Source organism: Pseudomonas sp. TYF_14 (assembly GCF_043105275.1).
GTDB classification, from domain to species: Bacteria; Pseudomonadota; Gammaproteobacteria; order Pseudomonadales; family Pseudomonadaceae; genus Aquipseudomonas; species Aquipseudomonas alloputida.
This window is the reverse complement of the sequence record NZ_JBICLK010000086.1, coordinates 329,861-350,824: the sequence shown is the minus strand read 5'-3', so window position 1 is coordinate 350,824 and position 20,964 is coordinate 329,861. Positions and strand designations below refer to the sequence as shown.

At 63.8% G+C, this 20,964-nt stretch carries 13 protein-coding genes; 7 read left to right on the top strand and 6 right to left on the bottom strand.

Annotated features, from left to right (window positions below; all coding sequences use genetic code 11):
- Positions 1–69: 69 nt before the first annotated feature.
- From dbpA to ACF8O8_RS24310, 5 genes are all read right to left on the bottom strand, one after another.
- A complete protein-coding gene (dbpA, locus tag ACF8O8_RS24330) occupies positions 70–1,407 on the bottom strand; it encodes an ATP-dependent RNA helicase DbpA (RefSeq protein WP_392510626.1) in 1,338 nt (445 codons plus the stop codon).
- Between the two features lie 112 nt (positions 1,408–1,519).
- Positions 1,520–2,947, bottom strand: coding sequence for a multidrug transporter subunit MdtD (mdtD, locus tag ACF8O8_RS24325; protein ID WP_003249408.1), 1,428 nt, complete (start codon positions 2,945–2,947; stop codon positions 1,520–1,522).
- A gap of 109 nt (positions 2,948–3,056) precedes the next feature.
- Complete coding sequence (locus ACF8O8_RS24320) at positions 3,057–4,376, bottom strand: TldD/PmbA family protein (protein ID WP_392510615.1); 1,320 nt, start codon at positions 4,374–4,376, stop codon at positions 3,057–3,059.
- Positions 4,376–5,818 (bottom strand): TldD/PmbA family protein, encoded by a 1,443-nt coding sequence (locus ACF8O8_RS24315; RefSeq protein ID WP_392510614.1) that lies wholly within the window; start codon positions 5,816–5,818, stop codon positions 4,376–4,378. The genes ACF8O8_RS24320 and ACF8O8_RS24315 overlap by 1 nt, the downstream gene beginning before the upstream one ends.
- 31 nt (positions 5,819–5,849) lie before the next feature.
- Positions 5,850–7,652 carry an acyl-CoA dehydrogenase gene (locus ACF8O8_RS24310; RefSeq protein WP_392510613.1) on the bottom strand — a complete coding sequence of 601 codons (1,803 nt, stop codon included), beginning with the start codon at positions 7,650–7,652 and terminating at the stop codon, positions 5,850–5,852.
- A gap of 142 nt (positions 7,653–7,794) precedes the next feature.
- Between ACF8O8_RS24310 and ACF8O8_RS24305 the strand changes: the two genes are divergently transcribed.
- Positions 7,795–8,478 carry a hypothetical protein gene (locus ACF8O8_RS24305; protein WP_049587477.1) on the top strand — a complete coding sequence of 228 codons (684 nt, stop codon included), beginning with the start codon at positions 7,795–7,797 and terminating at the stop codon, positions 8,476–8,478.
- A 382-nt stretch (positions 8,479–8,860) separates the two neighbouring features.
- Here ACF8O8_RS24305 and putA read toward each other — a convergent pair whose 3' ends face one another.
- Positions 8,861–12,814, bottom strand: coding sequence for a trifunctional transcriptional regulator/proline dehydrogenase/L-glutamate gamma-semialdehyde dehydrogenase (gene putA, locus ACF8O8_RS24300; RefSeq protein ID WP_350298505.1), 3,954 nt, complete (start codon positions 12,812–12,814; stop codon positions 8,861–8,863).
- Positions 12,815–13,169: 355 nt separating this feature from the next.
- Here putA and putP point away from each other — a divergent pair, with 355 nt between their 5' ends.
- From putP to ACF8O8_RS24270, 6 genes are all read left to right on the top strand, one after another.
- Positions 13,170–14,648, top strand: a complete 1,479-nt coding sequence (gene putP, locus ACF8O8_RS24295; protein ID WP_010955522.1) for a sodium/proline symporter PutP — start codon at positions 13,170–13,172, stop codon at positions 14,646–14,648.
- A gap of 106 nt (positions 14,649–14,754) precedes the next feature.
- Positions 14,755–15,591 (top strand): 23S rRNA (adenine(2030)-N(6))-methyltransferase RlmJ, encoded by an 837-nt coding sequence (locus tag ACF8O8_RS24290; protein ID WP_010955521.1) that lies wholly within the window; start codon positions 14,755–14,757, stop codon positions 15,589–15,591.
- Positions 15,592–15,783: 192 nt separating this feature from the next.
- Positions 15,784–17,541, top strand: a complete 1,758-nt coding sequence (locus ACF8O8_RS24285) for a carbamoyltransferase (RefSeq protein ID WP_003249431.1) — start codon at positions 15,784–15,786, stop codon at positions 17,539–17,541.
- On the top strand, positions 17,525–18,655 hold the full coding sequence (locus ACF8O8_RS24280) for a glycosyltransferase (RefSeq protein WP_392510612.1): 1,131 nt from the start codon (positions 17,525–17,527) through the stop codon (positions 18,653–18,655). The genes ACF8O8_RS24285 and ACF8O8_RS24280 overlap by 17 nt, the downstream gene beginning before the upstream one ends.
- Positions 18,655–19,551, top strand: a complete 897-nt coding sequence (locus ACF8O8_RS24275; RefSeq protein WP_010955519.1) for an antimicrobial resistance protein Mig-14 — start codon at positions 18,655–18,657, stop codon at positions 19,549–19,551. Before ACF8O8_RS24280 ends, ACF8O8_RS24275 begins: the two co-directional genes overlap by 1 nt.
- On the top strand, positions 19,548–20,951 hold the full coding sequence (locus ACF8O8_RS24270; protein WP_010955518.1) for a PIG-L deacetylase family protein: 1,404 nt from the start codon (positions 19,548–19,550) through the stop codon (positions 20,949–20,951). The genes ACF8O8_RS24275 and ACF8O8_RS24270 overlap by 4 nt, the downstream gene beginning before the upstream one ends.
- Positions 20,952–20,964 lie beyond the last annotated feature (13 nt).

The following is a 20,964-nucleotide window of genomic DNA, read 5'->3' as shown; positions in this document are numbered from 1 at the left end:
CGAATGCGACGATGCATTTACTGCCGCATTCGCGGGTAAACCCGCTCCTACAGGGGGCTTTGCCTGGCTTTAGAGAATGCGGACTTTCAGGGCGCGCCCCTTGATCTTGCCGCTGTTCAGCCGCTGCATGGCCTGCTTGGCCAGCGCCCGCTCCACGGCCACAAACGCCTGGAAGTCGAAGATGGCGATCTTGCCCACTTGCTTGCCCGGGATGCCGGCATCACCGGTCAGGGCCCCCAGGATGTCGCCAGGGCGCAGCTTGTCCTTGCGGCCAGCGGCAATGCACAGTGTGGTCATCACCGGCAGCAGGGGCTCGCCGCCCTTGTTTTTCAGGCTGTCCAGCTGGTCCCAGCGCAGCGGGCTATTCTGCAGCGCTTCGATGGCCTGGGCGCGGTGGCCTTCGGCCGGTGCCACCAGGCTGACCGCAACGCCTTTCTCGCCGGCGCGGCCGGTACGGCCCACGCGGTGCACGTGGATTTCGGCATCACGCGCCAGCTCCACGTTGATGACCATGTCCAGGCCATCGATGTCCAGGCCGCGCGCGGCCACGTCGGTAGCCACCAGCACCGAGCTGCTGCGGTTGGCGAACATGGTCAGCACCTGGTCACGGTCGCGCTGCTCCAGGTCGCCGTGCAGGGCCTGGGCGACGATGCCCTTGGCGGTCAGGTGGGCAACCACGTCCTCGCATTGCTGCTTGGTGAAGCAGAACGCTACGCACGACTGCGGGCGGTAATGGCCGAGCACGCGGGTGACGGCTTCCAGGCGTTGCTGCGGGTCAATCTCGATGAAACGCTGCTCGATCTGGTTGTCGGTGTGCAGGCTTTCGACCTTGACCTGCTGAGGGTTGCGCATGAAGTCGGCGGCCAGTTGCTTGATGCCGGCCGGGTAGGTGGCCGAGAACAGCAGGGTCTGGCGGCGCGACGGGGTCTTGCCGATGATGCTGGCGATGGCGTCGAAGAAGCCCATGTCGAGCATGCGGTCGGCTTCGTCCAGCACCAGGGTGTTCAACCCGTCCAGGACCAGGGTGCCTTTGTCCAGGTGCTGCTGGATGCGCCCTGGGGTGCCGACGATGATGTGCGCGCCGTGCTCCAGCGAAGCGATCTGTGGGCCCAGCGAAACGCCGCCGCACAGGGTCAGGATCTTGATGTTGTCCTCGGCACGGGCCAGGCGGCGCAGCTCCTTGGCCACCTGGTCGGCGAGTTCGCGGGTAGGGCAGAGCACCAACGCCTGGCAGCCGAAGTAGCGCGGGTTGATCGGGTTGAGCAGGCCGATGCCGAAGGCGGCAGTCTTGCCGCTACCGGTCTTGGCCTGGGCGATCAGGTCCTGGCCTTTGAGGATGACAGGCAGGCTCTGGGCCTGGATCGGCGTCATCGAGGCATAGCCGAGGGCCTCCAGGTTGGCCAGCATGGCAGTGGACAGCGGCAAGGTGGCAAAGGCGGTGGATTCGGTGGTCACGAGGCGGGCCTGCGGTGCGAAGCGAAAAATGCCGCATAGTCTACCAGCCTCGTGGCCATTCGCCCTACGACTCCATGTGTTGTTCCGGACGACGGGCACGCCTTCCGTCCGTCGGCGCCAGCTGCAGGAAGATCGCTGCTGCCAGCATGGCCATTACACCGATGGTGACGAAGGTCAGCTGGAACGCGCCCAGGGTGGTTTCCACGCCTTCGGCGCTGCCTGCCGCAGTAAAGCCGCCCAACAGTGCGCCGGCGCAGGCCACACCCAGGCTCAGCGACAGTTGCGCGACCACCGACAGCAGGCTGTTACCGCTGCTGGCGCTGGCGTCGTCGAGATCGATGAGCGTCACTGTGTTCATCGCAGTGAACTGCATGGAGTTCACTGCGCCCAGAAGGCCAAGTTGCACCAACAGCAGCCAATAAGGGGTCTGCTCGTCCACCAGGCCCAGGCTTGCCAGCAGGATGCCCAACAGCAAGGTATTACCGGTGAGGATGATGCGATAGCCGAACCGTTCGATCAGCGGTCGGGCAATGGATTTGGCCAGCATGGCCGCCGCCGCCAGCGGGATCATGCTCATGCCGGCCTGGGCGGGTGAGTAGCCCAGCGCAACCTGCAGCAGCAATGGCACCAGGAACGGCAGCGCGCCGCTGCCCAGGCGGGCGAACAGGTTGCCGAGGATGCCGATGGCGAAAGTACGCACGCGGAACAGGCTTGGCGAGAACAGCGGCTCCGGGTCGCGCCCGGCGCGCAGCCAGTACGCGGCCAGGCAGGCCATGCCGGCGAACAGCAGCAACATTACCCGCAAGTGCGGCAGGTGCAGCTCGCCCAGGCCTTCCATGGCAATGGTGATCAGTACCATGGCTGCGCCGAACAGCAGGAAACCAGGGCCGTCGAAGGTGGTGCGCTCGGCGCCGCGCAAGTCCGGGATGAACTTCCACACGGCAATGCAGCCAAGCAGGCCGACTGGCAGGTTGAGCAGGAAGATCCAGTGCCAGCTGAGGATTTCCACCAGCCAGCCACCGACCGTTGGGCCCAGCAATGGCCCGAGCAGGCCGGGGATGGTGATGAAACTCATGATCCGCACCAGCTCGCTGCGTGGGTAGGCGCGCAGCACCACCAGCCGCCCGACCGGCAGCATCAGCGCACCGCCCAGGCCCTGCACCACGCGGGCGAAGATCAGGAAGCCAAGGCTGTTGGCTGCAGCGCACAGCAGCGAGCCAAAGCTGAACAGCAAGATGGCGCTGAAGAAGATGCGCTTGGTGCCGAATCGGTCGGCGATCCAGCCTGAGGCAGGGATCAGCAGGGCCACGGTGAGCATGTAGGCAATGATCACACCCTGCATGCGCAAGGGGTCTTCGGCCAACGAGCGGGCCATGGCCGGCAGGGCAGTGTTGAGGATGGTGCCGTCCAGGGACTGCATGAAGAAGGCGATGGCCACCACCCAAGGGATCCAGCGGGCGGTGACGGGGTCCAGCGGGGTGCGTTCGGGCATGACGTCCTCGTTTGTCAGTGCCGGCCCTTTCGCGGCTAAAGCCGCTCCTACAGGGGTTACGCGTTCCTTGTAGGAGCGGCTTTAGCCGCGAAAGGGCCGGCAAGTCCAGTCACAATGTCAGGGTCAGGCCTTTGACCAGTGCCCCGGGCAAATGACTCGACCCGGTACTGCGCTGTCCATAAGTACTGGTCGACAGGATCATCTCGCGCTCCTGGGTCAGGTCCTCCAGCTGGCTGCCCAGCAAGCTGTACAAGCTGTCATCGAAGCGCATGGTACTCACCGGCCCCTGGATCTGCCCGTCTTCTACCCAGAAAGTGGCGAAGCGGGTCAGCCCGGTCATGCGCGCCGCTGGCAGGTCCGAGTAGTTCAGGTACCACAGGTTGCTGATGTACAGCCCGGTGCCTAGACGCTCAAGGATCTGCGCACTGGCCAGATTGCCCGGCGCCAGGCTGAGCGCACAGGGCGACTCGTAGCCGTCGGCGCCATTGGCCTGCAGCTCGAACTCGGCCGCACTGCGCGCACTGATCAACCGCTGCCGTGCCTCGCCTTGCTGGATCAGCGGCACATCCAGGCGCGGCGCACCTTCATCGGAAAACGCCGGGCTAAGCGAGCCGCTGACCTGCTCGGTAAAACTGACCAGCGGGCTAAGCCGTGCATCGCCGTTGTACAGGCGCTGCAGAGCGCTGTTGCCAGTGGCCAGCGCCTGCGCGGAAAAGCCGCCCCAGCACAACATGCCGGCGACTTCGTCCATGGCCGCAGGTGCAAGGTAGGCGCGGTAGGTGCCGGGCTTGAGGGTAACTGCCGGGAGGCCGAGGAAACCCAACTGCTCTCGTGCTTGGCGCAGGCGTGCGGTGAAGTCGTCGGCACTCCAGGCCTGGCCGGCATAGTTGGCCTTCACTGCCTGGCCATTATCGTGGAACAGGCTCCAGTCGACGTTGAAACTGTTGGCCTGGTGCCAGCCGAAGGCGCCGAACGAGCTGGCGAAGCCGCGGCATACCGGGCCGGCGGCGTAGATGCCGACCAGGTCCAGGTCACCTGCTTCACGCTCGAGCAGGGCCAGTACTTCGTTCAGTGCGGGCAGGGGGTGTTCCTGCAGGCTATGGCTGTGCCAGGCGTTTTCGTCCAGGCGCAGGTAAGGGTCGAGCGCCAGCAGCGGCAAGGTCTGGCGCAGCTGCTCGAGCGCAACGTTCAGGCGCTGGCGATCCAGTTGCACGTCGCCGCTCAAGGTCACCTGCTGTTCCGCCTGGCGCCCATCGCGCACCAGCCGCAGTTGCGCGCTGGCCTGGCTGACTTCGCCGGCCTGGCGCACCTTGGCATGGTTGAAACGCACGAACTGCGATTGCTCGGCACTGTAACCGAGGGTGAACTGCTCGCCCGCCTGAAGGGCGGCGTGCACCTCCCCGACCAGGGTTTCGAAAGCGTGCTTCATCAGGCGTCTCCTCCGAATACATCGATCTGGCGGAACACACAGGCCGGCGAGGCGTGGCCGACCCGCACCACCTGATTGGGTTCGCCCTTGCCACAGTTGGGCGTGCCCAGCACCTGGAAGGTACTGTGGTCGCCAACCGCCGACAGGTTGCGCCAGAACTGCGCGGAGATGCCGCGGTAGTTGGGGTTCTTGACGATGCCCTTGAGCTCGCCATTTTCAATCAACTGGCCCCATTCGCAGCCGAACTGGAACTTGTTGCGCGCATCGTCGATGGACCAGGAACGGTTGGTACGCATCAGGATGCCGTGCTCGATGCCTCCGACCAGTTGCTCGAAAGACTGGTCGCCCGGCTCGATGTTGAGGTTGGCCATGCGGTCGATCGGCGCGCGGTTCCAGCCGCAGGCACGGCTGTTGGCCACGCCGTCCAGGCCGGAGCGGAACTGAGACAGCGCGCCACCCAGCGGGCGCAGCAGCAGGCCGTCGCGTATCAGGAACGCTTTGCTGGCCGGGGTGCCATCGTCGTCATGACTGTAGCTGGCCAGCTCTTCGCCAATGGTCGGGTCGAAGGTCACGTTCAGCAGGCTGGAGCCGTACTGCAGGTGGCCGAAGTCGCTGGTTTTGACGAAGCTGGTGCCGGCGTAGTTGCGCTCGTCGCCGAGAATGCGGTCCATCTCCAGCGGGTGGCCGATGGATTCGTGAATCTGCAGCATCATCTGGTCCGGCATCAACAGCAGGTCGCGCGGGCCACTGGGGGTGTTCGGTGCCAGCAGCAGTTGCAGTGCTTCTTCGGCCACCCGGCTGGCCGCGCCGACCAGGCCGCAGCGCTCGATGATCTCGAAACCACCCTGTTGGCCGAAGTTGTCGCGCCCCAGGCTGCGGCTTTGGCTGTCCTGGCCGTCGCTGGCGGTCACCCCCAGGCCCGGGAACAGGAAGCGCTGGGCATGGCGCAGTTCGGCGCCGGCCGAGTTCAGGTAGGTTTGCTCGACCAGGCTCAGCCCCAGGCTGGCCTGCCAGTCCACCAAACGGCTGTCCTTGGGCACGCTGGCCGATTCGGCGGCGAGCAGGCCAAGGCAGTCGGCGAGGCTGGGTACGGGTTGGTCGAAGTTGGGCGACACATGGTCGTGCCGTGCGCTGGTCACGGCGTGCTCGCGCAGGTCCAGCAGGCTGTGCCGGGCGATCTGCCGCGCCAGCGCCTCGGCTTGCTCAAGGGCGCGCTGCAGGCCAGCCTGGGACAGGTCGGCGGTGGCAGCGTAGGCCTCCACGCCATTGACCCGCACGGTGAGCATGGCACCCTCATCCTGGCTGAAGAAGGGTGGTTCGGCGACGTTGCGGCGAACCGAAAGCGCCTGGTGCGACTGTTTCACATGGCGCAGGGAAAACAACTCGGCCGTACTGCGCAGCGCAGCAAAGCGCTGGCGCAGCAGGGCGCTGGAATCGAACATGCGGATGCCTCCGTGTACACGGTGGCTCCCCCTAGAACCACCCGTCTTGCATGCCGAGGCAGGTATCGTCGTGTGCCTCGAGCAATGCCAGCTCATTATGGCAGCCCGGTACTTCCCAGGTCAGGAAATAACGCGCAGCTTGCAGCTTGCCGAGGTAGAAGTCGCGATCAGCAGCCGTTCCCTTGAGCATGCCAAGCTCGGCGTGAACCGCCTGTTCCAGCCAGCGCCAGCCGATCACGCAGTGGCCGAAGGCCTTGAGGTACAAGGCAGAGTTGGCCAGGGCACCAGCGACTTTGCCTTGGGCCAGGTCGCCGAGCAGGGCCAGGGTTACGCCTTGCAGGCGGTTGGCCAGTTGCTCCAGCGGCTGACGCAGTGGGTCAAGGTTCGGGTGATGGCTGGCGCGCTCGCAGGTGGCGGCGATCAGGCGGATCAATTGCTTGAGGCCGGCACCATTGTGCTGTGCCAGCTTGCGGCCGAGCAGATCGAGCGACTGGATACCCTCCGTGCCTTCGTGGATCGGGTTCAGGCGATTGTCACGGTAGTACTGCTCCACCGGGTATTCGCGGGTGTAGCCGTGGCCGCCAAGAATCTGGATCGCCAGTTCGTTGGCTTTGAGGCAGAACGCCGAGGGCCAGGATTTGACGATCGGGGTCAGCAGGTCGAGCAGGTCCTGCGCCGGCTTGCGGGCGTTTTCGTCAGGGGCCGTATGGGTGTCGTCGAACAGGCGCGCGGCGTACAGGCCCAGATCAAAGGCGCCTTCTACGTAGGCCTTCTGCGCCAGGAGCATGCGTTTCACATCCGTGTGCTCGATGATCGGTACCGCCGGGCTGTGTGGGTCCTTGTTGTCCGGCAGTCGGCCCTGCGGCCGCTGGCGAGCGTATTCCAGGGAGTAAAGGTAGCCGGCGTAACCCAGCATCACCGCGCCCATGCCTACGCCTATCCGCGCCTCGTTCATCATCTGGAACATGCAGGCCAGGCCCTGGTGCGGCTGGCCGACCAGGTACCCGACGCACTGGCCATTGTCGCCGAAGTTCAGCGCGGTCGAGGTGGTGCCACGCCAGCCCATCTTGTGGAACAGCCCGGCCAGCAGCACATCGTTGCGCGGGCCACGGCTGCCGTTCGGGTTTACGTGGTACTTGGGCACGATGAACAGCGAAATGCCCTTGACCCCGGGCGGGGCGTCCGGAAGCTTGGCCAGCACCATGTGCACGATGTTTTCCGACAGTTCGTGGTCGCCGCCGGAAATGAAGATCTTGTTGCCTTTGAGCCGGTAGCTGCCGTCGCCTGCTGGTTCGGCGCGGGTGCGTATGTCGGCCAGCGACGAGCCAGCGTGGGGTTCGGTCAGCGCCATTGTGCCGAAGTAGCGGCCGTCGATCATCGGTTGCAGGAACAGGCGCTTCTGTTCATCGGAGCCGAAGCTCTCGATCAGGTTGGCCGCGCCCATGGTCAGGAACGGGTAGGCCGTGGTGCCGGCGTTGGCGGCCTGGAAGTGGGCGAAGCAGGCTTGCGAGACCAGGCTGGGCAGCTGCATGCCGCCGACCTCGAAGTCCCGGTTGGCGTTGAGGAAGCCGGCTTCGAGGAAGGCATCGACGGCGGGCTTAACTTCGGGGATCAGCTCGGCGCGGCCGTCCACGTAGCGTGGTTCGTTTTCGTCGGCCTTGCGGTTGTGCGGGGCGAAATACTTTTCGGCGATGGTGCGGGCGGTGGTCAGTGCCGCATCGAAGGTTTCACGGCTGTGCTCGGCGAAGCGCGGGCGCAGGGTCAGGGCTTCAGCGTCGAGGACTTCGTAGAGCTCGAAGGCGAGGTTGCGGGGGCTGAGCAAGGTCTCGGGCATGGTGGCGGTCCTGAGGCGGGATGCTGCGAGTGTAGGAGCGTGGTGAGACTGGGGACAGGTTAATAGGTTTGCGTGATATGGGTTGAGAACGCCGGGAAGCCTGCCGGTTATTGGTGAAACCAACGCAAGGTCAGGTCCTGTAATGCCTGCTCGGAACAATATAGAGACGTTTCCCATAATCCCGATCGGAAATGGACTGCTGCGGATCGAATGTCAGTTGGCCTTGAATGTGCTTTTTGGTGTTCACAAGGAAACGTTTCAGATGAGTGATGCCCACCCCGCTGACTTGGCTGAGGCCAACGGCAATCAGGTTCCCTTCTTCGTAGTCTCACCCATGAAATTTGGCGTAATGACTTTCTTTACCTTGGGCTTCTACTGGGTTTACTGCTTCTATCAAAGTTGGAGTCTGCATAGAGAGAAAACGGGAGAGCGCGTAAGTCCGCTCTGGCGAAGCGCTTTTGCAGTGTTCTTCATCTATCCATTATTGAGAAGGGCAAATGACCATATTCGCGACTCAGGTAAAACCTATCCGTGGTCCATCCTAGGGCTCACGCTGGGCTATTACGGTTTTTGCGTTGTCTGGGTGGCTGCCGGCGTCGTGTTGGAAGGCCAGCTGTGGCCGGCCTATTTTGCGGGTTTAGCCATTCAGGCAGCTTGGCTGATCATTCTGGTGTTCATGCAGAAGGGCATCAATTTCAGTGCGGGTGACAAAGAAGGGAAGGCCAACAGCCGGTTCACGCTGGCAAATTGGCTTTGGATGCTGTTGGGTATTGGGCTTATGGCAGCACAGCTGTCTGCTTTGATTGCGCTTTCACCAATGGTTTGAGCAACTTTTGGCCGGAGCTCTGTCTGAGGGGAGCTCCGGATAGTCCCCGATCCAACCCGCGCTTCCACTTGCCTTAATACGGTGGTGGCGGCAACAGTGAACGGCGGGTAGAAATTGGCCAGCAGGTCCGGCTTCTTCGCGGGTGAACCCGCTCCTACACGACGGCCTGTGCATGTGTATAGGGGCGGATTTACCCACGAAAGGACCGGCCCAGGCAGCCGAGAATTTCCAGGGGATAAACGGTAACAACAGAAGACACCCAAGTCACCGTTGGCATGACCACGTTCTGGTGAGCACCTGTTAGTCCAGCCCCTGCTTCAGGACATGCACGCATAAAAAAGGAGAGCCGAGGCTCTCCTTCTTCTTCAACAACCCTCAGCCATTAGCCAATGGTCATCAGGCTGGCGTTACCACCCGCCGCTGCAGTGTTCACGCTCACCGCGCGCTCGATGACCAGGCGCTCCAGCGCAATCTGGTGATCCCCGCTGGACAGCCCGTGCACCCCAACGATCGCCCCGGCACGCTTGGCCACCTGCTGGCATACGCCGCGCAGCTGGTCCGAGTCGCCATGGTGGATCACGGCGTCGAACGCCACTTCATCCTTGTTCCAGTCCGCGACCAGCTTCACCTTGGCCTGCAGCTCACGCGGCAGGCGGGCGCGCAGGGCCTTGCCCGGTTCACCGTCAACCCACACCGCCGAGCTGCCAACGGCCAGTACCGCGGCGAACTGCGCCAGCAGGTCGGTTTCGTTGTCGGCCAGGCACAGCACGTGCTCACGCGGCAGAATGGTGTAGCTGTTGCGCTCGCCGGTCGGGCCTGGCAGCAGGCGGGCGATGCCGCTCTGCGACTGGCTGGCGAACTGGCTGCACAGCGCGGCCAGGTCGGCCAGCTGGTTGTTCTCGGCCCAGGCCTTCAGGCCGTGCAGCGGCTTTACCAGCTGTTCGTGCAGGGTGCGGTCCGGCGTGCCTTCGCCGTCCTGCTGCTGGAAGTGGCGGCCAATGGCGTCGGCCGGGCGGGTCGACAGCAGGCGGTAGAGGTACAGCGGGCCGCCGGCTTTCGGGCCGGTGCCAGACAGGCCTTCACCACCGAACGGCTGCACGCCCACCACTGCACCCACAATGTTGCGGTTGACGTACATGTTGCCGGCGTTGGCGGTTTCCACCACTTTGGCGATGGTCTCGTCGATACGGGTGTGCACGCCGAGGGTCAGGCCGTAGCCGGAGTTGTTGATCTGCTCGATCAGCTGGTCCAGATTGCGGCGGTTGTAGCGCACCACGTGCAGCACGGGGCCGAAGATTTCGCGCTTCAGCTCGTCGAAGCTGTCCAGCTCGATCAGGGTTGGCATGACGAAGGTGCCGCGCTTGATCTCGGCAGCATCGGCAATGGCGACCTGATAGACCGGGCGGCCTTTCTCGCGCATGCCCTGGATGTGCTTCTCGATGCCGGCCTTGGCTTCGGCATCGATCACCGGGCCGATGTCCACGGCCAGGCGGTCCGGGCAGCCCAGGCGGCTTTCAGCCATAGCGCCCTTGAGCATTTCGATCACGCGGTCGGCGGAATCTTCCTGCAGGCACAGCACGCGCAGGGCCGAGCAACGCTGGCCGGCACTGTCGAAGGCCGAGGACACCACGTCGATCACGACCTGTTCGGTCAGTGCCGAGGAGTCGACGATCATCGCGTTCTGGCCGCCGGTTTCGGCGATCAGCGGGATCGGGCGGCCCTGGTTGTCCAGACGGCCAGCGACGTTGCGCTGCAGCAGGCGGGCCACTTCAGTGGAGCCGGTGAACATCACGCCTTTGACGCGCTCGTCCCCGACCAGGCCGGCTCCGACGGTTTCACCGCGGCCCGGCAGCAGCTGCAGCACGCCTTCTGGGATGCCAGCTTCCAGCAGCAGGCGCACGGCCTGGGCGGCGATCAGTGGGGTCTGCTCGGCAGGCTTGGCCAGTACCGGGTTGCCGGCAGCCAGGGCTGCGGCCACCTGGCCGGTGAAGATCGCCAGCGGGAAGTTCCATGGGCTGATGCACACCACAGGACCCAGTGGGCGGTGGGCGTCGTTGCTGAAGTCGTTACGTGCCTGCACCGCGTAGTAGCGCAGGAAGTCCACGGCTTCACGCACTTCGGCAATGGCGTTGGCGAAGGTCTTGCCGGCCTCGCGGATGAGCAGGCCCATCAGCGGCTGGATCTCGGCCTCCATCAGGTCGGCGGTGCGCTCCAGAATGGCAGCACGCTCGGCTGGTGGGGTGGCCTGCCAGATCGGCGCGGCGTTCAGTGCGCACTGGATGGCGTTGTCAACGTCGGCAACGGTGGCCTCCTGCACATGGCCGACGACGTCGCGGTGGTCAGCCGGGTTCAGCACCGGTGCGGCAGCGCTCTCGCTGGTGGCGCAGGCCAACAGCGGGGCAGCCTTCCAGTCGTTGTGAGCGGTGGCCAGCATGGCGCAGGACAGCGACGCCAGGCGGTGTTCATTGGCCATGTCGATGCCGGCCGAGTTGGCCCGTTCGGTGCCATACAGGTCGCGCGGCAGGGGAATGCGTGGGTGCGGCAGGCCGATACTGCCTTCCTGGGTACCCATGCGCTCGATGCTGGCCACCGGGTCGGCGACCAGTTCCTGGATGGAAATCGAGTGGTCGGCAATGCGGTTGACGAACGAGGTGTTCGCGCCGTTTTCCAGCAGGCGGCGCACCAGGTAGGCCAGCAGCGTTTCATGGGTGCCGACCGGTGCATACACGCGGCACGGGCGGTTCAGCTTGCCATCGGCAATCTTGCCGACCACTTGCTCGTACAGCGGCTCGCCCATGCCGTGCAGGCACTGGAACTCGTACTGGCCCGGGTAATAGTTCTGCCCGGCAATGTGGTAGATGGCCGACAGGGTGTGGGCGTTGTGGGTGGCGAACTGCGGGTAGATGGCTTCTGGCACGGCCAGCAGCTTGCGGGCGCAGGCGACGTAGGACACGTCGGTGTACACCTTGCGGGTATAGACCGGGTAGCCTTCCAGGCCTTCGACCTGGGCACGCTTGATCTCGCTGTCCCAGTAGGCGCCTTTTACCAGGCGGATCATCAGGCGGTGGCGGCTGCGCTTGGCCAGATCGATGACGTAGTCGATCACGTACGGGCAGCGCTTCTGGTAGGCCTGGATAACGAAGCCGATGCCGTTCCAGCCAGCCAGGGATGGCTCGAAGCACAGGCGTTCGAGCAGGTCCAGCGAAAGCTCCAGGCGGTCGGCTTCTTCGGCGTCGATGTTAAGGCCGATGTCGTACTGCTTGGCCAGCAGGGTCAGCGACAGCAGGCGCGGGTACAGCTCTTCCATCACGCGCTCGTACTGGGCCCGGCTGTAGCGCGGGTGCAGTGCCGACAGCTTGATCGAGATGCCTGGGCCTTCATAGATGCCACGGCCATGCGAGGCCTTGCCGATCGAGTGGATGGCCTGCTCGTAGGACGCCAGGTACTTCTGCGCGTCGTGCTCGGTCAGTGCGGCTTCGCCAAGCATGTCGTAGGAGTAACGGAAGCCTTTGGCCTCGAAACGGCTGGCGTTGGCCAGGGCTTCGGCAATGGTCTCGCCGGTAACGAACTGCTCACCCATCAGGCGCATGGCCATGTCGACGCCCTTGCGGATCATCGGCTCGCCGCTCTTGCCGATGATGCGGGTGAGCGAGGAGGTGAGGCCGGTTTCGTTATGGGTGCTGACCAGCTTGCCGGTCAGCAGCAGCCCCCAGGTGGCGGCGTTGACGAACAGTGACGGGCTGTTGCCCAGGTGCGGCTGCCAGTTGCCGGTACTGATCTTGTCGCGGATCAGCGCATCACGGGTACCTTTGTCGGGGATACGCAGCAGGGCTTCGGCCAGGCACATCAGCGCCACGCCTTCCTGAGACGACAGCGAGAATTCCTGCAGCAGGCCCTGGACGATACCGGCACGGCCGCCGGCGCTTTTCTGGTTGCGCAGTTTTTCGGCAATGCTTGCGGCCAGCTTGTTGGTGGCGTCGGCCAGCGGCGCGCTCAGGCGCGCCTGCTCCAGCAGCATCGGCACCACTTCCTGCTCGGGGCGGCGGTAGGCGGCGGTGATCGCCGAGCGCAGTACCGACTGCGGCAAGATGCTCTCGGCAAATTCGAGGAAGCACTGGTGGCTGTGGTCGGCCTGGACTTCACCGGCATCGTCGGCCGGGTTGCTGGCATGACCGTTGAGTTCGGTCAGGGTGGCACCACCCTCGAGCTTCTCCAGGTAATTGAAGATCGCTTGCTTGATCAACCAGTGAGGCGTGCGGTCGATGGACTGCGCAGCTGCTTTGAGTCGCTCACGGGTCGGGTCGTCGAGTTTGACCCCAAGGGTGGTAGTCGCCATTTCTTATCCTCGTTATTGCCACGGTTGTGGCCTAAGCTGGCGTCAAGAGTATCTGTAGGACAATTCGGGTGCAACCAGGTGCAACCCGATTTTTTCGTGTGAAAGGTGCAACTCGTCCGACAGCTATTCCCATACCCTGAAAAGGGGCGCTTTCGGTGCGATTTATTCTGAAAAAGCGGTTTTTTGCTCCCGAAAGGAGCAAGAAGTGGGCTTTGTCGGAAAATGCACGGGCAGGTGCAACTTGCAAAAGAAAAATGGTTGCACCTTCTTTGCGTTGTTGCATAGCATTCGCCGCCTGGGTGCAACCACCAACGCTGTGGTTGCGCATGATAAAAACAAACGCCAGGGCACACGCATGGGCAATCCACTAACGATCACCTTCGTGATCTACATCGCAGCAATGGTGCTGATCGGCTTCGCCGCCTATCGCGCTACCAACAACCTTTCCGATTACATTCTGGGTGGTCGCAGCCTGGGTAGCGTGGTTACCGCGCTGTCTGCCGGTGCCTCCGACATGAGTGGCTGGCTGCTGATGGGCCTGCCCGGTGCCATCTACTTCGCGGGCCTGTCCGAGGCCTGGATCGCCATCGGCCTGACAGTGGGTGCCTACCTGAACTGGCTGTTCGTGGCAGGCCGGCTGCGCGTGCAGACCGAACACAATGGTGACGCGCTGACCCTGCCGGACTACTTCTCCAGCCGTTTCGAAGACAATAGCGGGCTGCTGCGTATCATTTCCGCCATCGTCATCCTGGTGTTCTTCACCATCTACTGTGCCTCCGGCATCGTGGCCGGTGCCCGTCTGTTCGAGAGCACCTTCGGCATGTCGTACGAAACCGCTTTGTGGGCTGGTGCGGCGGCGACCATCGCCTACACCTTCGTTGGTGGCTTCCTGGCGGTGAGCTGGACCGATACCGTACAGGCTTCGCTGATGATCTTCGCGCTGATCCTGACCCCGGTAATCGTGCTGATCTCCACCGGTGGCTTCGACCAGACCTTCGCCGCTATCGAGGCGGTGAACCCGGCGAACTTCGACATGCTCAAGGGTGCCACCTTCATCGGCATCATCTCGCTGATGGGCTGGGGCCTGGGTTACTTCGGCCAGCCGCATATCCTGGCGCGCTTCATGGCCGCTGATTCGGTGAAGTCCATCGCCAAGGCGCGCCGCATTTCCATGACCTGGATGATCCTGTGCCTGGCGGGTACCTGTGCCGTTGGCTTCTTCGGCATTGCCTACTTCTCGGCCCATCCTGAGCTGGCAGGCCCGGTTAGCGAGAACCACGAACGTGTGTTCATCGAGCTGGCCAAGATCCTGTTCAACCCATGGGTTGCGGGTGTCCTGCTGTCGGCCATCCTGGCCGCAGTCATGAGTACCCTGAGCTGCCAGCTGCTGGTGTGCTCCAGTGCCCTGACCGAAGACTTCTACAAAGCCTTCCTGCGCAAGAATGCTTCGCAGGTCGAACTGGTGTGGGTCGGCCGTCTGATGGTGCTGGCCGTGGCTCTGATCGCCATCGCCATGGCCGCCAACCCGGAAAACCGCGTGCTGGGCCTGGTGGCCTATGCCTGGGCTGGCTTCGGTGCCGCCTTCGGCCCGGTGGTGCTGATTTCGGTGCTGTGGAAAGGCATGACCCGTAACGGTGCGCTGGCCGGTATCGTGGTGGGTGCGCTGACGGTGATCCTGTGGAAGAACTTCGACACCCTCGGGTTGTACGAAATCATCCCGGGCTTCCTGTTCGCCAGCATCGCCATTGTTCTGGTGAGCAAGCTGGGCAGCCCTTCGCAGACGATGGTCAAGCGCTTCGAAGCGGCTGATGCGGCGTATCACGCCGACAAGTAACACCCGTTGAATTGGCGGCGCCTGCTTTGCGGGTGCCGCCAATCAGCAGCCAGGCCTGACTCCGCCTGCAAGGCAAGGTAAACTTGCCGCCTTCGCAGGAGTTGCCATGAACTATCGTCACGCCTTCCACGCCGGCAACCACGCCGACGTCCTCAAACACATCGTGCTGACCCGCCTCATCGCCCTGATGTCGCGCAAGGAGCAGCCGTTCGCCTATATCGATACCCACGCAGGGCTCGGCCTGTACGACCTGCAAGGCGACCAGGCAAGCCGTACCGGCGAGTACCTGGAAGGCGTAGCCCGCCTGTGGAATCGCGATGACCTGCCGGCCATGGCCGACGACTACCTGCGCATCATCAAGCGCCTGAATGCCGATGGCGAGCTGCGCTACTACCCGGGGTCGCCCGAACTGGCCCGTCGCCTGATGCGCCAGCAGGACCGCGCCCTGCTTAACGAGAAGCACCCCGAAGACGGGCCGCTCCTCAAGGAAAACATGAAAAAAGACCCGCGCGTGACCGTGCACCTGGGTGAAGGCTGGCATGTGCCGCGGGCCTTGCTGCCGGTGCAGGAAAAGCGCGCGATCATGCTGATCGACCCGCCGTTCGAGCAGGCCGATGAGCTCAAACGCTGCACCACGGCCATGAAAGAGGCGATCGGCCGCATGCGCCAGACCGTTGCGGCCATCTGGTACCCGATCAAGGACCAGCGCTCGCTGACCCGCTACTACCAGGACCTGACAAGCACTGGCGCGCCAAAGCTGCTGCGGGTCGAGCTGTATGTGCATCACCAGGACAGCCCGCAGGGCCTGAATGGTTCGGGCTTGGCCATTGCCAACCCACCATGGGGGCTGGAGGATGAACTCAAGGAGCTGCTGCCATGGCTGGCCAAAGAGCTGGCACAGACCGCCGGTAGTTACCGCATGGACTGGCTGATCGCCGAGTAAGCCTGTAGGCGCGGGTTTGCCCGCGAACACCGGCTACGCCGGTGCCATCCACCGCGTTGCCTGCTTCGCGGGTGAACCCGCCCCTACAAGGGGGCGGTGTGCCTCCAATGTTTGCGTTATAATCCCGCTCTTTAGCCGCCATCCGCCCAAGAGGCCGCTGGCGCATTTTTACCGAATGAAGAGGCTAATCCCTTGGCATTGACGATTCTTGGCCTGTCCGGCGCCCTTAGCCATGACCCTTCCGCGGCCCTGTACATTGACGGCAAGCTGATTGCCGCCGCCGAAGAAGAGCGCTTCGTGCGTGACAAGCATGCGAAGAACCGCATGCCCTACGAGTCGGCGAAGTTCTGCCTGGAACAGGCAGGCATCAAGCCGTCCGACGTCGACGTGGTAGCCATCCCGTTCGCCCCGATCAGCCTGTTCGGCAAGGCGCGGTGGCACTATGCCAAGCGCTATTGGTACGCCCCGGATCGTGCACTCGATGCCATCCTGATGGGCAACCGTCGCTACAAGCGCTATCGCAAGAAGATCGTCTGGTGCCTGGAGCAACTGGGCTTCGACCCGAAAAAGGTCAAGATCGAGCCGGTCGAGCACCACCTGGCCCACGCTTCCAGTGCTTATCATTGCTCGGGTTTCAAGGAAAAAACCGCAATCCTTGGCATTGACGGCAAGGGCGAGTACGCCACCACCTTCTTTGGTTACGGCGAAAACGGCAAGATCCACAAGATCAAGGAGTTCTTCGACCCGGACTCGCTGGGTGGCCTTTACGGTGCCATTACCGAGTTCCTGGGCTTCGAAATGCTCGATGGCGAGTTCAAGGTCATGGGCATGGCGCCGTATGGCGACGCCAGCAAGTATGATTTCTCGCGTCTGGCCAGCTTCGAAAACGGCGAGTTGGTCATCAACACCGAGTACGCCAACGTTATCGGCCTGCGCCGCTATAAAGAGAAGGGCAAGGGCTTCTACTTCTCGCCAAAGCTGATCGAATGGCTGGGCCCCAAGCGCGAAGGCGACATCGCCGACGAGCCGTACATCCATTACGCCGCCAGCATGCAGGCGCTGTTCGAGAAACTGGCGCTGCAGATGATCGACCATTACCTGGGCGACACCCTGCGCGAAACCGGCAAGCTGGCCTTCGCCGGCGGCTGTGCGCTGAACGTCAAGCTCAACCAGAAGATCATCGCCCGTCCGGATGTGAAAGAGCTGTTCGTCCAGCCGGCCTCCGGCGACGCCGGGACTGCCGTTGGCGCCGCTGCCTATGTTTCCCACGCCCGTGGCGTTCCGGTCGAGAAGATGGAGCACGTCTACCTCGGCCCGTCGTACTCCAACGAAGACGTGATCGCCGCCTGCGCCCGTCACCCGAACCAGCCGAAGTGGCGCAAACTCGAGAACATGCCGCAGCAGATCGCCCAGATCATGGTCGATGGCAACCCGGTAGCCTGGTTCCAGGGCCGCATGGAGTTCGGGCCGCGTGCCCTGGGTGGCCGATCGATCATCGGTTGCCCAAGCGTGGAAGGCGTGGCTGACCGCATCAACCACCAGATCAAGTTCCGTGAACGCTGGAGACCTTTCTGCCCGTCGATGCTCGACACTGTCGCCCCGCAGATGATCAAGGTCGACCATCCCGCGCCGTTCATGACCTTCACCTTCGAAGTCGCTGAAGAGTGGAAAACCCGCGTGCCGGAAGTGGTGCACGAGGACGGCACTTCGCGTGCCCAGGTGCTCAAGCGCGAGTACAACCCGCGCTACTACGACATGATGAAGGCACTGGAAGACCTGACTGGCAACGGTGTGTCGCTGAACACCTCGCTGAACCGTCGTGGTGAACCGATGATCTGCTCGCCGACCGATGCCCTGAACATGTTCTTCGGCTCGGACCTGCAGTACCTGATCATGGAAGACATCCTGGTTGTGAAGGACGGCGCGGCCCCGTATGACCAGCCGCTCTGAACCGCGCATCCTGCAGTTCTGCCATGGCTATGACGGGCCGTTCCTGGACTGCGCCCGTCAGTACGCCAGCCTGTTTCAGGGGCGTGGGTACCAGGTGACCACGGTATTCCTCACCGGCGCCGCCGATGCGCAGGTGGCGGCTGGCTGTGCGTCGGACGAGGTGCTGTTCCTTGAGTTCAGTTCCAAGGCCGTGCGTGGCCTGAAACTCGGCGCCATCCGCGCATTGCGGCGCATTGCGGCCGAGCGCAATTTCGCTTTCTGCATCGCCCACCGCTTCAAGCCGATCTACGTTGCCCTGCTGGGGACCGGCCTGCCGGTGATTGGTGTGCACCATGCCTTTGGCGACTACCAGCGCAAAGGCCGCCGCCTGTTCGCGAACCTGTTCAGCAAGCGTCTGAGCCTGTTGGGTGTTTCGGACGCGGTACGTGACGATATGCGCCGTTGCTTGCCGCAGTGGCCGGCCGAACGCATCCAGACTCTGTACAACCGCATCGACATCGACGCCCTGCAAGCAGCCCTGGTGCCGCGCGCTGACGCACGCCAGGCCTTGGGCCTGGATGCTCAGGCGTGGATCGTCGGCAATGTTGGGCGCCTGCACCCGGACAAGGATCAGGCCACCCTGTTGCGCGGTTTTGCCCAGGCACTGCCGGGGCTGCCGGCTGGCGCCCGCCTGGCAATCCTCGGCGAGGGGCGTCTGGAGGCCAGGCTCAAGGCGTTGGCCGCCGAACTTGGCATTGCCGGGCAAGTCGACTTTCTTGGCCAGGTACCGGATGCGCGCCGTTATTTCCAGGCGTTCGACGTGTTCGCTTTGAGTTCCGATCACGAGCCGTTCGGCATGGTCCTGCTCGAAGCGATGGTTGCCGGTGTGCCGGTGTTGGCCACGGCCTGTGGCGGTGCCCGCGAAGTGGTCGAGGGCGTTGGCGTGCTGTTCCCGCTGGGCGACGCCGCGCAGCTGGCCCAGGGCCTGCAGCACATGGCCGTACTGGACGCTGGGCAGCGCCAGGCCTGTGCCAGGCACATGCTGCAGCGCCTGGGTGAGCGTTTCTCTGATCAGGCGGTGCGCGAGGCCTTCTGGCAACTCCCACAGGTGCGCGCGTTGGTGGGGCAGGCCTGATGCTCAATCGTATCCAGGCCTTCCGCGAACGCGGTTGGCAAGCTATCGATGCCAAGGCTTATGCCCAGGCGTGGGCGCGCTTTGGCGGCAGTGTTGCCACCCATCCGCTGGTGGTCGAGCAACTGGCGGACCTGGCACAGATCCCGGTGCGTTACCTGGGCTGGCACCAGGCTGGCGAGCTGCAAGCCGCCATCCCGGCCTGGGGGCGTCACCTGGCGCTGTCCAAGGACGTGCTGAAGCGTGCTGGCAAGAAGGCCCTGTTCGACCTCGGTAATGCCGAGATCATTCTGCCGGCGGCGTCTGATGCCGCTGCGCCGTTGCGCCATACAATGCGTTACCTGTCCGAACTGAACCAGGGCCGCTTCAGCGGTCTCAAGGCGCAGAAGGAGCAGTTGGCCATGGCCCGGGCGCCTGAAGACCTGTCGAAGAAGTTCCGCTACAACCAGCGCCGTGAACTGCGCCTGCTGGAAGAGGCGGGTGGTGTGGTACGCCCGATCAGCGACTTCAGTGCCCAGGAAATCGCCAGCATGTATTGCGACCTGTTCCTGCGCCGCTGGGGGTTCCCGGCCACCGGTGCCGAGCGTATGGCCGATGTGTTGGAGCGCCTGCGTGAGCTGCTGATCGGCTCGGTGTTGCTGCTGGACGGTAAGCCGATTGCCATCCAGCTGGTGTACCGCGTCGAAGCGCCGGAGTGGATCAGCGTCGAGTACATCAATGGCGGCGTCGACCCTGAAACCAAGGCCTTCAGCCCAGGCAGCGTGCTGAGCTTCCTCAATACCCAGGCCGCCTGGGAAGACGCCCGGTCACGCAACAAGCCGCTGCGGTTCTCGTTCGGCCGTGCTGACCGTGAGTATAAGGACCGCTGGTGCAACCCTGTGCCGGTGTATCAAGCGTGAGCCGCAAGCAGCAGTTGCTCAAGCGCCACCGGCGCAACAAACGCCTGGGGCTGCTGGCGGGCCTGGTTGCGCTGGTCGCCCTCGGTGTTTTCAGCTGGTGGTGGCTGCCACTGCTGCTGTTGCCGCTGCTCTGGGCTGCCCATGAGGCCTGGTTTGCCGACCACCTGTTCTATGCACCGGGTGAGGACTATGCCTACGACTTCGGCGATCAGGTGCAGCAGGTTCCTGCCAGCCTGCACGATGGCTGGCTCAAGGCTGATTGCACGTTGCAAGGCGACGAAACCCTGGTGCTTGAACTGCGGCTAAAAAGCAGCTGGTTGGGGCGCTTTCTCGACCCTCGGGTCGAGCTGCTGGCTGGCGAACAGGCCGATCGGCAAGCGTTCGAGCGTGGCGTCGATGGCGTGCGCTTCCTTAACCTGACGGGTCTTGCTGCGCCACTGCAGGCCGGTACGTTGCGACTGCGCGGCCGGCATTGCCGGCTGCAGGGTCAGTTGCGCCTGTGGATAACCCCCTCGGTCGAGCTGCAGCGGCGCCGGGTGATGGTGATCGCGCCACATGCCGATGACGCCGAGTTGGCCGCGTATGGTTTGTACAGCCGGGCCGACGAAAGCTGGGTGGTGACCCTGACCGCCGGTGAGATAGAGGCCGAGCACTACCAGCAGATGGGCCTGGCAAAGGCCGAGGCCGCGCGCCTGAAGGGGCGCCTGCGTGCATGGGACAGCATCGTCGTGCCGCGTTGGGCCGGCGTGCCGGAGTCGCGTTGCATACAGCTGGGCTACTTTTGCCTGCAGCTGCCTGCCATGCAGGCAGCACCCGACCAGCCGGCCGCCTCACGTGAAGCCGACCTGGCCGATATCCGCGTGTTCCGCCAGTTCAACCCGTTCCCGTTACCGGGCGACCGTGATGGCGCACCCACCTGGCACAACCTGCTGGCCGACCTGCGAGCCTTGCTGGAGCTGGCCAAACCAGAGGTGCTGGTGATGCCGCACCCGCAGCTAGACCCCCATCCGGACCATATCTGCGCTCAGGCGGCGGTATTGGAAGCCTTGCAAGGCATGGCCTGGCAGCCACAAACCTTGCTGTGCTACGCCAACCACCTGCACGATAACGACCGCTGGCCGATGGGCGACAGTGGCGATGGCGTGGCTTTACCGCCGCAATTGAGCGCTGCCCAGGCTTGGGCACCCTGCAGCCTGGTGCTGGACTGCGCGATCCAGCGCGACAAGGCGATGGCCCTGGGCATGATGCACGACCTGCAGCCGCCGGCACCGTTCAAGCGCCGCCTGCGCCGCCTGCTGCAACGCTGGCTTGCCGGGCGACAGCCATCGCCTTATGGGGAGAACGAATTCTTCCGCAAGGCCGTGCGCCGACACGAACTGTTCTGGCGGCGTGAGCTGTAAGCACGCCCCATGG

Coding starts and splice junctions, on each gene's coding strand:
- ACF8O8_RS24315 (WP_392510614.1), bottom strand. CDS start 5,818: ATGTTCGATTCCAGCGCCCTGCTGCGCCAGCGCTTTGCTGCGCTGCGC.
- ACF8O8_RS24290 (WP_010955521.1), top strand. CDS start 14,755: ATGAACTATCGTCACGCCTTCCACGCCGGCAACCACGCCGACGTCCTC.
- ACF8O8_RS24305 (WP_049587477.1), top strand. CDS start 7,795: ATGCCTGCTCGGAACAATATAGAGACGTTTCCCATAATCCCGATCGGA.
- ACF8O8_RS24310 (WP_392510613.1), bottom strand. CDS start 7,652: ATGCCCGAGACCTTGCTCAGCCCCCGCAACCTCGCCTTCGAGCTCTAC.
- dbpA (WP_392510626.1), bottom strand. CDS start 1,407: ATGCTGGCCAACCTGGAGGCCCTCGGCTATGCCTCGATGACGCCGATC.
- putP (WP_010955522.1), top strand. CDS start 13,170: ATGGGCAATCCACTAACGATCACCTTCGTGATCTACATCGCAGCAATG.
- ACF8O8_RS24275 (WP_010955519.1), top strand. CDS start 18,655: ATGCTCAATCGTATCCAGGCCTTCCGCGAACGCGGTTGGCAAGCTATC.
- ACF8O8_RS24280 (WP_392510612.1), top strand. CDS start 17,525: ATGACCAGCCGCTCTGAACCGCGCATCCTGCAGTTCTGCCATGGCTAT.
- mdtD (WP_003249408.1), bottom strand. CDS start 2,947: ATGCCCGAACGCACCCCGCTGGACCCCGTCACCGCCCGCTGGATCCCT.
- ACF8O8_RS24320 (WP_392510615.1), bottom strand. CDS start 4,376: ATGAAGCACGCTTTCGAAACCCTGGTCGGGGAGGTGCACGCCGCCCTT.
- putA (WP_350298505.1), bottom strand. CDS start 12,814: ATGGCGACTACCACCCTTGGGGTCAAACTCGACGACCCGACCCGTGAG.